The organism is Mesorhizobium sp. FG116, assembly GCF_057809835.1.
In genome coordinates this window covers 29149-43069 of sequence record NZ_JBMDKS010000034.1, presented here as the reverse complement: position 1 = coordinate 43069, position 13921 = coordinate 29149, and the positions used below count along the sequence as shown (strand labels likewise).

Here is a 13921-nt window from a genome sequence, read left to right as displayed (position 1 = left end):
AACCGGGGTCCCTTTTACATGAAAAAAAAGGGTCCCGATTCCGCGGTCATTGACAGTCGGCCCTCGACCGCGCGACGGGATGGTATCGGCGATGGGGCCGGTGGAGCCTGCTGCTCTCTTGGACGCCGATCGGCGGCGATGCGTTGACCGTCGCCGCCGGCGTGCTGCGCGAGCCTTTCTGGAGCTTCCTGGTCCTCGTGACGATCGCGAAGGCAGGACGCTACATCGTCCTTGCGGCGATCACACTGGGACTGATGTGATGTGGCAGATCTATCGACAACTCGTTGCCGTCCAGCGCCAGATCTATCTCACCGGATCGACCGCGATCCTGCCGTGCGGGCTGGCCGTCTCGCTGCTGCTTTCTGCCGTTCATGCCGGCATGTCGGTGCTGATCGCACTGCTGTCATTGCCGCTGGTCTCGATAGCGCTCGGCAGCGTCGCCGCTGCTGGAGGCACTGAGCCGGGGCCTGCTCGCTACTTTGATCGCCATTTCGCGCATCGGCTTTTTCTCCTCGCGGTCCACCGCCATTTCACTATTGTAGCATCAAGATAACGCCTGGTGAGCAGAAACACGCTCATGAAACGGTTGCCTTGATTTCGATCATATATCGGCGGACCTATAGCCAATAGGATAACCTGATGATCGGACGCGGGCGTGATGCAGTCAGGATTGGCTTGGTCGAAGCAAGTAGGTGGCCGGCAGCGCTTGTGTAGTCGGCGGGGAAGGAGAGGCGGAGATTGCCGAAACAGCTGACGAGAGGCAATCAACAGCCTGGCTTACATCAGGTATTTCCACAACGGAGCTCGAGATGGCGGCCCTGGATGATGCGCAACTGGCTCTGATTGACCTCTACTGGCGCGCTACCAACTACGTATCGGTCGGCCAGATCTATCTGATGGACAATCCCCTGCTGCGCGAGCCGCTGAAGGCCGAGCACGTGAAGCCCCGGCTTCTCGGTCACTGGGGCACCACTCCTGGACTGAACTTCATCTACGTGCATCTGAATCGCATCATCCAGCAACACGGCGTCGACATCCTCTATGTCTGCGGCCCCGGTCATGGCGGACCCGCAATGGTTGCCAACACCTACCTCGAGGGTACCTACAGCGAGATTTACCCGGAGATCACGCCGGACGAGGAGGGTTTGCGCAAGCTGTTCCGGCAGTTCTCGTTCCCGGGCGGCGTCCCCAGCCACGTCGCCCCGGAGACGCCCGGCTCCATCCATGAGGGAGGCGAACTCGGCTACGCTCTTGTCCATGCCTTCGGTGCCGCGTTTGACAACCCCGACCTCACGGTCGCCTGCGTCGTCGGCGACGGGGAAGCCGAAACGGGCCCGCTCGCTGCCGCGTGGCACTCCAACAAGTTCCTGAATCCGAAAGTTGATGGCGCGGTCCTGCCGATCCTGCACCTCAACGGCTACAAGATCGCAAATCCCACTTTGCTTGCGCGCATGTCGGACGCGGAACTGTGCGATCTTTTCAGGGGCTACGGATACGAGCCGCTGTTCGTCGAGGGGCACGAGCCGGTCCCGATGCACCGCGCAATGGCGCAGTCCCTGGACCTGGCCATGGATCGTATCCGCGACATCCAGCGGATGGCGCGCGCCGAAGGCTGGCAAGGCGAGCGCCCTCGCTGGCCGATGATCGTCCTGCGTAGCCCCAAAGGCTGGACCGGACCAAAGGAGGTCGACGGCAAACGAGTCGAGGATTTCTGGCGCTCGCACCAGGTCCCGGTTTCCAACGCTCGCGGTGATGCCGGGCATCGCAAGATCCTGGAAGAGTGGCTGCGAAGCTATCGGCCGGAGGAACTGTTTGACGGCAATGGTCGCCTCATGCCGGAGATCGCCGTCTTGGCGCCTGAAGGCGGCAAGCGCATGGGAGCGCAGCCGCACGCCAATGGCGGATTGCTGATGAAGGAACTTGTCCTGCCTGATTGGAAGAGCCTCTCGATCGATGTCGGCAGGCCCGGGAAAACCATGGCCGAGGCCACCCGATTCATGGGGACATATCTGCGCGAGGTCATCCGCCTCAATGCCGAGGCAAGGAACTTCCGCCTAATGGGACCGGACGAAACCGCCTCGAACAGGCTTGATGCCGTCTTCGACGTCACCGACCGGGTCTGGATGGAGAAGATCGAATCCTACGACGTGCACCTGGCTCGCGAGGGCCGCGTGATGGAGGTGCTGTCGGAGCACCTCTGCCAGGGCTGGCTGGAGGGCTACCTGCTGACGGGGCGGCACGGCGTGTTCTCTTGCTACGAGGCCTTCATCCACATCGTGGATTCCATGGTCAATCAACACGCCAAGTGGCTGAAGGTCTCGGCCGAACTTCCCTGGCGCAAGCCGATCGCCTCACTCAACTATCTCCTGACCTCGCATGTCTGGCGGCAGGACCATAACGGTTTCAGCCACCAGGATCCGGGTTTCGCCGACTTCGTCGCCAACAAAAAGGCCGACACCGTCCGCCTCTATTTTCCGCCCGACGCCAATACGCTGCTCTGGGTCACGGACCACTGCCTGAGGACCTGGAACCGCATCAACGTGATCACGGCAGGCAAGCAGCCGCAACCGCAATGGCTCACTGCCGAGCAGGCGGAACGCCATTGCGAGGCGGGCGCCGGGATTTGGGAATGGGCCGGCGCCTGTGTCGCGGAGGAGGAGCCGGACGTGGTGATGGCCTGCTGCGGCGACGTGCCGACGCTGGAGACGCTTGCCGCGGTCGGCCTGCTGCGCCGCGAGCTACCTGATCTTCGCATCAGGGTGGTCAACGTCGTAGACCTGATGACGCTGCAATCCCACACAACACATCCGCACGGATTCACCGACGCGGAATTCGACGCTCTGTTCACGAGGGACAGGCCTGTGATCTTCGCCTACCACGGCTATCCCTATCTCATTCACCGCCTCACCTATAAGCGGACCAACCACGCCAATTTCCACGTCCATGGGTTTCAGGAAGAAGGCACGACCACCACCCCCTTCGACATGGCGGTCATGAACCAGCTCGACCGCTTCCATCTGACCATGGCCGCCGTCAGACGGCTGCCGAACCTTGGCGTGACTGGCGAACGGGTGGTCGAGAGGTGCGAGCAAGCGCTGGGTGAGCATGTCTCGTATGTCCGGCAATTCGGTGAAGACATGCCCGAGATCCAGGAATGGAGCTGGCCTTACAAGACGGCCGCGGAGGCACGAGCCTGATAGGGCTTGACTGGCGACGCCATGCGGTCGCTTCAGGCTTGGATGAGTTCACCGAGCGCGGCCACATCGATCCCTGCCGCATTGGCCTCGTCGGTGTCGATGTGCACCTCCGTGAAGGAGTGCGTGCCCACACGTACCAGCGTTCGCCCGAAGGTGAGGGCGCGATCATCGTCGGCGACGCGGACGTCGACATACTCGCCGTCCCGGATACCGAGCCGCGCTGCATCGGCGGGATTGGTATGGATGTGCCTTGCCGCGATGATGAGGCCGTCGGTGGTGAAGCTTCCGGCAGGCCCCTCTATCGTGACCTGAGGTGTAGCCTCGAGCCTGCCGCTGTCGCGCACGGGCACGTCGATGCCGAGCGCGAAACTGTCGGTGCGGGATACTTCGATTTGCGTTTGTTCGCGCAGCGGTCCGAGGATCGCGACACGCTCGAGCTTGCCGTTTGGCCCGATGAGCGCGACCCGTTCCGCTGCGGTCCAATGGCCCGGCTGTCGCAGCGGCGCCGCCTGGTCGAGCATGTAGCCCTTGCCGAACAGCCGATCGACGGCCTCGCGGGACAGGTGGACATGCCTCGCCGAGACCGCGATCGGCAGGCGCAACTGGCCCCCTGGCTTGCCAGCAGCGAGCGCTGCAGCCGTCTCGCGGGCGATCATGAGTTGTTCCGCCGTCTCCGTCACGAAGACGCGGACGCGGGAGCCGTAGGCCTGGATCTGCGGCGCCGCATTGCCTGACAGGTTCACGGCCGTGTTGCGGTCGTGGTCGAGTTGCAGGCCCATGAAGTTCAGTCCGTCGCAGACGCGCCGGCGCATGGAAGGGGAATTCTCGCCGATGCCCCCGGTGAAGACGATCGCGTCCAATCCTCCCATGGCTGCCGCATAGGCCCCGACATACTTCCTGGCGCGGTAGGCGTAGATCTCGATCGCGAGCTGGGCTTGGGGGTCCCCCTTCGCCGCCCTGTCCTCAATGTCGCGCATGTCGGGCGAGCCTGCCAGCCCCTTCAGCCCGCTGTCGTCATACAGGGCATCCTCGATCTCCTGTACCGACAAACCGAGTTCGCGCGACAGGAAGCCGAAAGCACCTGGATCCACGTCTCCGGAGCGGGTTCCCATCACCAGCCCCTCAAGCGGTGTCATGCCCATAGAGCTGTCCATGCTTTGCCCACGGTTGACGGCACAGACGCTGGCTCCATTGCCGAGATGGATGCTGACCAGTTGGAGGTCGGAAAGCGGCCGGCCGATCTCCGCGGCTGCTCGTTGAACCACGTATTTGTGTGAGGTTCCATGGAACCCGTAGCGGCGAAGGCCGGCATCTCGCCATCTCGCCGGTACCGCATAGGTGGTTGCGAAGGCTGGATTGCTGAGGTGGAAGGCCGTGTCGAACACCGCGAGTTGAGGTAGGTCCGGCCAGAGGCCGCGGCAGAGCCGCACGGCTTCCAGATTGGCTGGAAGGTGCAGCGGAGCAAGCGGCGTCAGCGCCGCGATGGCCTCGACCGTTTCGTTGTCCAGCGGTGTCGGCGAGGTAAATCTTGCGCCGCCATGAACGATCCGATGACCCACCGCGTCGATCGTGTCCAGGCCAAACCGCTTCAGCGCAACCGGGACTCCTTTCAGTGCTTCGCCGGGGCTGTTGAATTCAGCAAGTCCGCGCTCGTCGGTTTCGCCATGGCGGAAGCGGTATTCGCATCTGTCGTTCCCGAAGCGTTCGTAGGACCCCTTGAACACTTCACGCGTATCCGTTCCAATGCAGAAGACGCCGAACTTGAGGCTCGAACTACCGGCGTTGAACACGAGTATCTGCATGCACTGCCCCTTGCGCTGGGTGTTCGACGCGACCTTGTTCGCCGATTGTCTCGCAGCAGTCAAACGCCGGTAGGCCTGGCTTGCGTCCACCGTCTGGCTCGTGGGCGTTGTCCCGGTGCTTGCAGCGCTCGTGGTCGAGATCATGCGCAGCCTGCTGCACGGCCAGGTCGATCTGGATATCGGGGCGGCTCTGTCGATGTCGGCTGCGTTCCTGTTCAGCGAGAACGCTTGTGGCCGCCGTCGTCGCCGTCATGCATTCCGGCGGGGAGCGAGGACATCCCTCAAGGAGGGAACCGGTATTTGGAGCCAAACTTATAACAGCAAGAAGTGTTTCATGCGCGGATTGGTTGACGATATCGAGGTCCTAACCGAGGGGAAACTCATCTTGGCGACAGGCTCGGCCCGAGCCTGTCGCCAAGCTTTGGTCGGGCCGGGCCACCACCTCCGGCTTTAAGGTTGCAAACACATTGTTACACTGTTAAACAATCCGTGAGGCAGAGCCTTGATCTCCAGCAGAAACTGCCCGCTCACGCGGGCCTTTTTTGGTCTCGCAGAGAAGGTGACGCGTCACCGCCTCAAGTCGCGCCAACCTCGCGGCCTGCCGTGCAAAGCGTTCAGCGTTTCGACGAGGGCAACCTGCAACTCGCTGAGGCCGTCATAATGCGCCTTGAACGGCGTTAACCGCGCCTGCACAGCACTTCTCTCGCATTGTAACAGCATTGCCTGCCGCTCGATGCGAGCCTAGCTTCCCTTTCCAATGGAATCGGACCGCTTCGTTCTGGGTATGCAACAAAATAGGAACAAACCCCTTGGGGAGTCAAAGGCAGTGCTCAGGCAGCCGCGAAAGGCTACCGAGTGAGGTCACGCTTGACGGTGGGTCGCACTATTCCTCGCTTTGAGCGGCTTTAACCACCGATTCGACTTCGCCGCGCAGCAGGGCGTCTATTGGCGCGCCGTTGGTTATGGTGTTTTTCGTCACCAGCCACTGCCATGCCCGCCTCTGGTCGCCGAATATTGAAACCACGTCAGCAACGCCGTTTGCCGGACGTCCGTCAACGAATTGCTTCAGCGGAAAAACCGGCTTTCGGCTGGTCCGACTGCTGATCGCAACAACCTCATTGAGTTTCTGCCATCTATAGAGGGTAGATCTCGGAATACCGTAGTGTCGCTCAATCAAGGTCGGTCCTGCGACCGTTCCTGCCCAATCATCTGCAAGCTGCAATGTATCTTCTTGGATCGCTTCGGGACGGAAACGCTTCAGCTTTTTCCTGACCGACTGGGTTGCCGCCCCCACGACATCGGCCACGAAATCATTCGCAAAATCCGTTGCATCAGCCTCAAGCGACAACATGGAGCGTTGGATGACTTGCGTCTGCGACGCCAACTGCGAGGCTATAACAGCCGCGAGTCGAGATGCCACGCGGACTGCCGGCAACTGAATGGTAGGGTCGTTCTCTTTTAATATGCGTTCCAATTCAGCGTAAAGCGCGCTCTCCAGACTCACCCTTCTGGAAAGCTTTACTTTATGGGCGTTTCGCGAGAATCGACGTCGAGTTACCATTGGTCACAAACACCGGATTTCGGTCTTGGCGGGCCCGAAAGTTAACAAGAAGTTTCCCCACTACCCCAAATCGTGGCGTTTCTGCAACACCGGTTGGGGATAGAGTCCCTGCCGGCCCCAAACGAATGCAATCATTGTTGAACCCGGCGGATCGATGGGTAATGTCACTTTCGAAGGAGAGGCGCGGTGCGCGTCTTTTTCGGTAGTGGGGATGGGGCAGGGAACGCTGTCCTTCAGCAAAAAATACCCAGACCCGTTTTTTAACTTTTGACTGGAGGTCAGAAAATGAACATTAAGAGCCTTCTTCTCGGCTCCGCTGCGGCTCTGTTCGCAGTCTCCGGTGCGCGCGCCGCCGACGCTGTCGTCGTTGCCGAGCCGGAACCAGCTGAATACGTCAAGATCTGCGACGTTTACGGCACTGGCTATTTCTACATCCCCGGCACCGAGACCTGCCTGCGCATCGGCGGCTATGTCCGTTACGACATCGGCGTTGGCGATCGCGAAGGCCATCAGGACGTCACCGACGTTCGCGACGGCAGCCTGAACGACACCTACCACAAGCAGGCCCGTCTCTCGCTCCGCACCTGGACCGGTTCGGAAACCGAGCTCGGCACCCTGAAGACCTACACGGAAACCCGTTTCAACTTCCGTGACGGCCATGACACCAACCAGTCGACCTGGTCGCTGAACTTCGCCTGGATCCAGCTCGGCGGTCTCCGCGTTGGTAAGGACGAGTCGGTATTCTCGACCTTCACCGGTTACGCTGGTAACGTCATCGACGACACGATCGTTCCTTATGGTCCGTTCGACACCAACCTGATCAGCTACTACTTCGACGCTGGCAACGGCTTCTCGGCCGTGGTCTCGCTCGAAGAAGGCGCTGGTGTTGACTCGGTCGACAGCTACGTTCCGCACGTTGTTGTCGGCGCGAAGTACACCCAGGGCTGGGGCGGCATCTCCGCTGTTGGCGCTTACGACAGCAACTGGGAAGAGTTCACCGGCAAGGTTCGCTTGGACGTGAACGCTTCCGAGCAGCTCTCGCTCTTCGTGATGGGCGGCTGGGGCACGTCGGATGACGTGACCGACCTCCTGAACGGTGGCCAGAACTTCTACAAGAACTGGGGTGGCGATTGGGCTGTCTGGGGCGGCGCGTCCTACCAGGTCAACGAGAAGACTGCTCTCAACCTTCAGGCTTCTTATGACGACGCAGAGACCCTCGGCGTTGTTGCCAACGTTGCCTACACGGTTGTTCCGGGCTTCACCGTCACGGCTGAAGTCGACTACTACGACACGCCTGTTGACGATGGCATCGGCGGCATCCTGCGCTTCCAGCGCTCGTTCTAATCAGCTGACAAGCTGAGAAATACAGCCCGCGGTCTTCGGATCGCGGGCTTTTTTTGTTGGAGCAGGGGGCTGAGGCAACTCGGCAAGAACGGCCTCTACCGTCGGCGCTTCCCTTTCCCTTGACGCAACTGGTCAGTCGCATAGAGGCGTAGAGCCAACCAGCATCGCGCCACATGCCTCCGCGACCGCCAACTCCGCACGCCTCCTCGATTTCGCTATTCCAAAGCGTGGCGCATCGCTTCTTCCCGGCCGCAATTGTACTTGCGTGCAAACTATCGATCTGTGCTTGCCGCTGCTTCTCGCTCATCATTGCAAACACGGTGCGAACTTTAAGCCCGCTTGATGAAACAGTGCGCCGATGTGGCTTTCTGAGCCTTACACCTTTAATGGCTAGACGAGCATTCAAGCGAATATTACCGCTGCCGTGGCGAGCGCGGCCGAGGCCGGCAAAATCGCCGTCGGTTTCCCTGATGCCACCGTCGTGCCAATCAGCTTTAATGCAACTTGACGTTTGACTTCTGCTCTTCACAGGCCATTTCCGTTACGATCGCCGGAATCTCGTGCTCCCTTGAAGCTGCCGCTCGTCCGTGGTCGCCGCCTGAACGGTTGCGCCGCAACACAACCTCGCCTTTTCCGCACCTGTTGGGTCCTGGCGCTGTTACCTGTCTTACGGCAAGCACGGCGCCGGGGCCAAGACTCCGGACCGATTCAAATGAATGCCATTCTGGCAATCGCACACCTGCGAGGCAGTACCGAATGGCCTCGACGCGGGTAATGAGGTGAACGTTAAATACAGCCACACTTTTCCGATCAGGGGAACCAACAAGCTGCGGCGCTTCAAGGCGTGGGTACTGCCACTGGCTCCAAACGTCGCAATAAGCACGCCTCCACAAGGACGGGTAAAGGTGGCGACAATGTTTTTTCGCCTCAAGTCGGAAAGACTGCGATGTTCTGATGGCTAAATTAGCTGGTGCAAACGATCACTGCGGGGGCTATAGCTGACGGTGTGAAGCCAGCTATAGCCCGAGACCTAACCGGGTCGCTGTGCGACCAAAGTACCCACTCCCTTGCCACTCGCCGGAGATGTGCTTTACGCAGGGTAAGGAAGGATGCCGTGAGCCGCTTTTCGATTTTCTGTGCTCCGGATGGTCGATGGACCGTTTGGTATATTCGGGCCAAGGAGCCGGCGGTATTGTCTTGAACACCGCTGATCGATTTGCCAAAAACAAGAGCGGAAACACTGCGGCGGCTGCTAGAGCAACTCACCGATGGAGACCGTAAGCGTAAGCCCTCCCAGTAACAGGGCCGTCCCAATTCGGCACAGAGATAACCTAAATCAGTGGCATACAGCTTGCATTCGCCTTTTCCGATACGATCGGAGGAGCCATATGCGCATTGTTGCCCAGCCCGCAAAAAGACTAAACGGCACGGTCAAAGAGCTTTTTGACCGTCCCCTCGCGTTGCAAGATATCACTGTCGACGGTGAGGAAACCGTGGTTACCCTCATTGTAAAGGACATCTACAGCAAGGGGTCGAACCAGCGCTATACGATCACGCTGAGCGCCGATGACCTGGCGATGATCCTTGATGACAATCAATATCTGCTACAAGCTGCCGAGTAGCGAACCCCAGCCTGTCATCCTTGCTGGTCGCCGTCGATTAAGTTTATCCCGCCTCATGCAACGGCCCCGGCCGGTGCCGGGGAGCCATCTTCCGGCCCGCGGCAATCGCCATGCCGAGGACGGTGGGGAACGTGAGGGTTAGCGAGAGGTCGATGCGCGCGACGTGCTTCACGGCGGCTCTATGCCGGCGCGATCACGGCTTGGCGCCGCCGCTGCGTGGCTGGATGAAGGTTTTGATCAAGCGGCATTTTTGCGCCGCAAGGCAAGCGCTGCAACCACAGTCCAGATGCCGGTGCGCAGGATCATCGCGCCCATGGTGCGCGCTTCCCAGGCGCCACCATGCCAGACATGCCACAGAAAGGCGACGAATACAGCCAGCGTCGCCACGGCGATGCCGAGCGAAAGCAACGGCGCCCATACCGTGCTGCGCCACAAGCCGATCCCGGCCAGAACATAGGCGAACCCGGCAAGGAAGTTGAACCGTAGCACAAAGGGCACCGCCGCACCCATGTCCACACCGCCGAATATCGCCCTGCCTCCCGAAATAATGGTCAGCAGGCCGAAGATCACGGCCACGGCTGCTGCGACGGTCAGGGCGCGGGGTCTTGCGGGCATGGGAGGTCTCCGCAGTCAGGCGCCGGCGAGACGGCCATCGCGCAAATGGATCAGGCGGTCGAAACGGTCGAAGATCTTCTCGTCATGGGTGACGGTGACAATGCAGGCCTCCTGCTCAACGGCAAGCTTCCTCAGCAGGTCCATCACAAGCCCGGCCCGCGCGCTGTCGAGCGCGGCGGTCGGTTCGTCGGCAAGAATGATGCGGGGACGATTGGCCAGCGCGCGGGCGATCGCTACGCGCTGGGCCTCACCACCCGACAGCAGAGCAGGCTTGACCATCGCGCGGTGGTCGACCTCAAGATAGTCCAGCAGTTCGCGCGCCCGTACTCGCGCCTGGTTGGCGGACTGGCCAGCGAGGTTCAGCACGACCGCGACGTTCTCCTCGGCAGTAAGGAAGGGCAGGAGATTGTGCGCCTGGAAGATGAAGCCGATCTTGTCGAGCCTGAGACGCCTCAGGTCTCGCCGGAGCCATCTGCCGTCGAACACCGGCTCGCCATCCAGCACCACCCGTCCCGCCGACGGGGCGAGGATACAGCCGATGATGTTGAGCAGCGTCGTCTTGCCTGACCCAGAAGGCCCCAGCAGCGCGATCACCTCGCCAGCGCGCACTTCCAGATCGACGGAACGCAGGGCGTCGACGCGGGTCTCGCCCTCGCCGAAATGCTTGGCCACGCCCTTAACCTCGATCAGGGTATCGCCGAGCGCCATTTCAACTCCCGAGCGCAGTGGCCGGATCGACCTTCATCGCAGCCCGCACACCCAGCGCGGAGGACAAGAGGCAGACTGCGGCAATGATGCCGGCAAGGACCATGACGTTGAACGGCTCCAGCACCACGCGGCGTGGAAAGTAGTCCTTGACCGTCAGGATCAGTATCAGGCCGATCCCCCAGCCCGACGCGCCGAGGATCAGCGCCTGCTGCACGATCAGCGCAACGATGGTCCGATCAGGAGCGCCGATCAACTTCAGCGTGGCGATCTGCTTCAGCTTCTCCATGGTCATCGTATAAATGATAAGGGCGATCACGACGGCGCTGACGGAAAGCAGGATGCCGAGGAACAGCCCGATCTGGCGGCGTGCCTTGTCCACCACGGAGGCGAGCAGGAGTTCCTCCTGTTCGGCCTGGGTCATCGCGACGAGATGTTTCCACTGGCGCACGGTCGCGCTCAGTAAATCGACGTCGGCGCCCGGCTCCATCCGGGCGATGACGGCAGCGACGGAAGCGGACTTGACGGAGACAGTCCCGCGCGCGGCCTGCACCCGCTGGGCGGCCGGGTCGAGTTCGGTCTGAAGCGCCATCGCATCAGCAAGCGTCACATAGACAGCCGGATCGCCGCCCGAGTTCATTGCCCCCTCGACGAGCCCGACCACGGTGAAGCGGTGGCGGCCGAGCCGGATGGTCTCACCGGGCTCAAGGCCGGTCTTGTGGTCGGCCACCAGTTCGAAATGGCTGGCGCCGATGCCACGCCCCTCGGCTATCACCTGCGGACCGCCGGGGCGCCCCAGTTCGAAACCGACGATGTAGAGCCTCAGGGTGCGCCCGGCATGAGAAGCCTCGACATTCTGGTAATTGATTGCGCCAGCCCCGGCCACGCCGGGCATCCGCGCCACCGCGGCGCGAGTGTCCGCTGGGATGCTGGACGCTTCTGCAAAGGGGCCTTTTGTTCCGGCCTCCACCACCCAGACATCGGCCGCCGGCGCCTTCACCACCGCCAGCGCATCCTCGACAAGTCCGTTGTAGATGCCGATCATCGCCAGGACGACCGTCAACAACAGCCCCAGACCAAAACAGGTCAGGACGAAGCGGAACAGCCCGTGGCGGATGTCCTTGAGCGCGAGGTTCATGGCGCCGCGCCGACGCGAGCGCGCCGGCCTTCAGCTGCGCCTTTCGGTGGCCGGGCAACGATTGCGACCTCCTCGGGCAACCCGCCCGTAACCTCGACGCGGCCGCGATCGTCGCGGGCGCCGAAGGTCAGTTCCTCCCGCGCGAGGCGACCGTTCTTTACCGTCCAGACCGTGCCGCGGTGGCCGTCAAAGCCGACGATCGCCGTCTCCGGCACCATCAGCGCGCTGGTGCGCGTCCCGGTGGTGATACGCACCTCCGCCTGCTCGCCGAGAAACATCGCGGCCGGGCAGTCGGCGCAGGTCAGCCAGACGCGGCGCTCCTCGTTCACTCGGTCGCTTTCGAAGCCGATGCGGGCGATGACGCCGTGGAACTCGGCCGACGGTTGCGACCGCAGCCGGATGGTGCTGGGTTGGCCGAGGACAAGCTGGCCGGCGCGTTCCTCGTCGATATAAGCCTGAATCCAGATGGACGTCGGATCGATAAGGGTGAAGACCGGATCGCCAGCCTTCAACACCGCCCCAGCCTCGGCATGGCGGGCGACGATCACCGCGTCATAGGGCGCGACCAGCCGGTGGTGGGCGAGAAGGGTATCCTCTTGTTGCAACGCTGCGGCTGTGTCCAGGCTTTGTGCCCGGGTTACTGCCAGATCGGCCTCGACGACCGCCAGATCGGCGCGCGCCACATCCTCGTCACGCTGCGCCTCCTCGGCACGCTGGATTGTGGCGATGTCGCGCTGCGCCAGCCCCTGCTGGCGGCGGTTTGCCGCCTCGCGCTGCACCAGCATGGCGCGGGCGCGCACAACCGCTGCCTTGGCCTTGGCAAGATAGGCCTCGTTCGCGGCCACAGCAGCGCGAGCACGGGACACGCGCGCTTCCTGTTCGGCCGAGTGAAGAACCGCGAGTTCCTGCCCCCGGACCACGCTGTCCCCGGCATCGGCGGCAAGCAAGGTTAGGGCGGCGCCCACCTCGAAGCCCACGCGGCTGAGGATCCGCGCTTCGACCGTGCCCAGCCCATAAACGCGAAGGGCTACATCGTGTTCAGGTTGGACGATCGTCACCGTCAGTGGACGCTCGATAAGGAACAAGAAGCCGGCCCCGGCTGCGACCGCCAAAAGGAAGCCCAAAAGCCAGATGCGCCGCATGGTCTACTCTCCTTCCTCGGATAGAAGCTGGCGTTGCACATCGAAGAGCCGCAGCCCTTCGCGCTGCAGATCGAAGTCGCGCGTGCCGAGCGCCCAGCGGATTGCCATCCCCTGTACAAGCGAAGTCAGCAACGCCGCCGCGTCATTCGCGGCGATATCGTCGCGCAACAGTCCCGCTTTCTGTCCGGCATCGACCTCCCGTGCGAGCAGGCTGTGAAAGGCCATGAGCCTGCCACGAAACGTGGTGCGCAGCTCCGCGTTGGTGACATTCAGTTCGCGCGAGAACAGCAGCGTCGGAAGGGCAGGGGTCGCGGCGATCTGCGCAAACTGAGCAGCGACGAGTGCGCGCAGGCGGACAAGCGGCCCCTCGCTGGTCCTCAACGCGTCGTCCCAGGCCGATGCCAACCTATCGGCTACCTGCTCGGCCACAGCCTGCCATAGCGCGGCCTTGGTCGGGAAGTGCCGAAACAGCGCGGCTTGCGACACTCCGATCGCCGACGCCGCTGCCCCGGTGGTCACCCGGTCAGGTCCGATCCTGTCGGCCAACTCCAGAACGGTGGCGACGATCTCGGCCTTGCGAAGGTCCGCCGGCTTGCGCATGAGTTTTCCAATAAGTTAGTTATTAATCACGAACATAACTATGCTGATCCGTACCGTCCGTCAATCGCTGAGGGTCCCATTTTGGATAGATTGTCTGTACCTTGCCTCTGCTCCATCGCGCTGATCCCCTCTCGAAAGTTGCGCGACGTCATCCTCTAGATGCAGCGAGACTGAGTCTGGCCTCCATTGGGGCGA

Annotated in this window: 11 protein-coding genes and 1 pseudogene; 5 read left to right on the top strand and 7 right to left on the bottom strand. The window is 61.9% G+C overall.

The genetic code is table 11. The features are described 5' to 3' along the window. Window positions 1-53: 53 nt before the first annotated feature. From ACODTY_RS20890 to ACODTY_RS20880, 3 genes and pseudogenes are all read left to right on the top strand, one after another. Window positions 54-260 (top strand): annotated as a pseudogene (locus tag ACODTY_RS20890) (YqaA family protein); the annotation flags it as partial. Then, window positions 260-553 (top strand): hypothetical protein, encoded by a 294-nt coding sequence (locus ACODTY_RS20885; RefSeq protein ID WP_488996119.1) that lies wholly within the window; start codon window positions 260-262, stop codon window positions 551-553. The pseudogene ACODTY_RS20890 and the gene ACODTY_RS20885, both read left to right, overlap by 1 nt. Window positions 554-809: 256 nt before the next feature. Next, window positions 810-3197: a phosphoketolase family protein gene (locus tag ACODTY_RS20880; RefSeq protein ID WP_488996120.1), complete on the top strand. Its 2388-nt coding sequence runs from the start codon at window positions 810-812 to the stop codon at window positions 3195-3197. A 32-nt stretch (window positions 3198-3229) separates the two neighbouring features. On the opposite strand, the gene ACODTY_RS20875 is transcribed toward ACODTY_RS20880, so the two are convergent. Together ACODTY_RS20875 and ACODTY_RS20870 are read right to left on the bottom strand one after the other, a co-directional pair. Then, complete coding sequence (locus ACODTY_RS20875; RefSeq protein ID WP_488996118.1) at window positions 3230-5143, bottom strand: acetate/propionate family kinase; 1914 nt, start codon at window positions 5141-5143, stop codon at window positions 3230-3232. A gap of 739 nt (window positions 5144-5882) precedes the next feature. Further along, window positions 5883-6350: an antitoxin Xre/MbcA/ParS-like domain-containing protein gene (locus tag ACODTY_RS20870; protein WP_488996117.1), complete on the bottom strand. Its 468-nt coding sequence runs from the start codon at window positions 6348-6350 to the stop codon at window positions 5883-5885. A 495-nt stretch (window positions 6351-6845) separates the two neighbouring features. Between ACODTY_RS20870 and ACODTY_RS20865 the strand changes: the two genes are divergently transcribed. Both ACODTY_RS20865 and ACODTY_RS20860 read left to right on the top strand, forming a co-directional pair. Further along, complete coding sequence (locus ACODTY_RS20865; protein WP_488996116.1) at window positions 6846-7904, top strand: porin; 1059 nt, start codon at window positions 6846-6848, stop codon at window positions 7902-7904. A 1388-nt stretch (window positions 7905-9292) separates the two neighbouring features. Next, on the top strand, window positions 9293-9526 hold the full coding sequence (locus tag ACODTY_RS20860; RefSeq protein WP_488996115.1) for a hypothetical protein: 234 nt from the start codon (window positions 9293-9295) through the stop codon (window positions 9524-9526). A gap of 237 nt (window positions 9527-9763) precedes the next feature. On the opposite strand, the gene ACODTY_RS20855 is transcribed toward ACODTY_RS20860, so the two are convergent. From ACODTY_RS20855 to ACODTY_RS20835, 5 genes are read right to left on the bottom strand one after another with little or no spacing between them, the layout of a single operon-like run. Beyond that, complete coding sequence (locus ACODTY_RS20855; RefSeq protein WP_488996114.1) at window positions 9764-10141, bottom strand: hypothetical protein; 378 nt, start codon at window positions 10139-10141, stop codon at window positions 9764-9766. Between the two features lie 15 nt (window positions 10142-10156). Then, window positions 10157-10849 carry an ABC transporter ATP-binding protein gene (locus tag ACODTY_RS20850; RefSeq protein ID WP_488996113.1) on the bottom strand — a complete coding sequence of 231 codons (693 nt, stop codon included), beginning with the start codon at window positions 10847-10849 and terminating at the stop codon, window positions 10157-10159. A 1-nt stretch (window position 10850) separates the two neighbouring features. Continuing rightward, entirely contained in the window at window positions 10851-11984 is a 1134-nt protein-coding gene (locus ACODTY_RS20845) for an ABC transporter permease (protein ID WP_488996112.1), read from the bottom strand. Further along, window positions 11981-13126, bottom strand: a complete 1146-nt coding sequence (locus ACODTY_RS20840; RefSeq protein ID WP_488996111.1) for an efflux RND transporter periplasmic adaptor subunit — start codon at window positions 13124-13126, stop codon at window positions 11981-11983. The genes ACODTY_RS20845 and ACODTY_RS20840 overlap by 4 nt, the downstream gene beginning before the upstream one ends. Window positions 13127-13129: 3 nt before the next feature. Further along, window positions 13130-13726 (bottom strand): TetR/AcrR family transcriptional regulator, encoded by a 597-nt coding sequence (locus ACODTY_RS20835; protein ID WP_488996110.1) that lies wholly within the window; start codon window positions 13724-13726, stop codon window positions 13130-13132. Window positions 13727-13921: the final 195 nt, after the last annotated feature.

Coding starts and splice junctions, on each gene's coding strand:
- ACODTY_RS20875 (WP_488996118.1), bottom strand. CDS start 5,143: ATGATCTCGACCACGAGCGCTGCAAGCACCGGGACAACGCCCACGAGC.
- ACODTY_RS20880 (WP_488996120.1), top strand. CDS start 810: ATGGCGGCCCTGGATGATGCGCAACTGGCTCTGATTGACCTCTACTGG.
- ACODTY_RS20860 (WP_488996115.1), top strand. CDS start 9,293: ATGCGCATTGTTGCCCAGCCCGCAAAAAGACTAAACGGCACGGTCAAA.
- ACODTY_RS20850 (WP_488996113.1), bottom strand. CDS start 10,849: ATGGCGCTCGGCGATACCCTGATCGAGGTTAAGGGCGTGGCCAAGCAT.
- ACODTY_RS20865 (WP_488996116.1), top strand. CDS start 6,846: ATGAACATTAAGAGCCTTCTTCTCGGCTCCGCTGCGGCTCTGTTCGCA.
- ACODTY_RS20855 (WP_488996114.1), bottom strand. CDS start 10,141: ATGCCCGCAAGACCCCGCGCCCTGACCGTCGCAGCAGCCGTGGCCGTG.
- ACODTY_RS20885 (WP_488996119.1), top strand. CDS start 260: ATGTGGCAGATCTATCGACAACTCGTTGCCGTCCAGCGCCAGATCTAT.
- ACODTY_RS20870 (WP_488996117.1), bottom strand. CDS start 6,350: ATGTTGTCGCTTGAGGCTGATGCAACGGATTTTGCGAATGATTTCGTG.
- ACODTY_RS20845 (WP_488996112.1), bottom strand. CDS start 11,984: ATGAACCTCGCGCTCAAGGACATCCGCCACGGGCTGTTCCGCTTCGTC.
- ACODTY_RS20835 (WP_488996110.1), bottom strand. CDS start 13,726: ATGCGCAAGCCGGCGGACCTTCGCAAGGCCGAGATCGTCGCCACCGTT.
- ACODTY_RS20840 (WP_488996111.1), bottom strand. CDS start 13,126: ATGCGGCGCATCTGGCTTTTGGGCTTCCTTTTGGCGGTCGCAGCCGGG.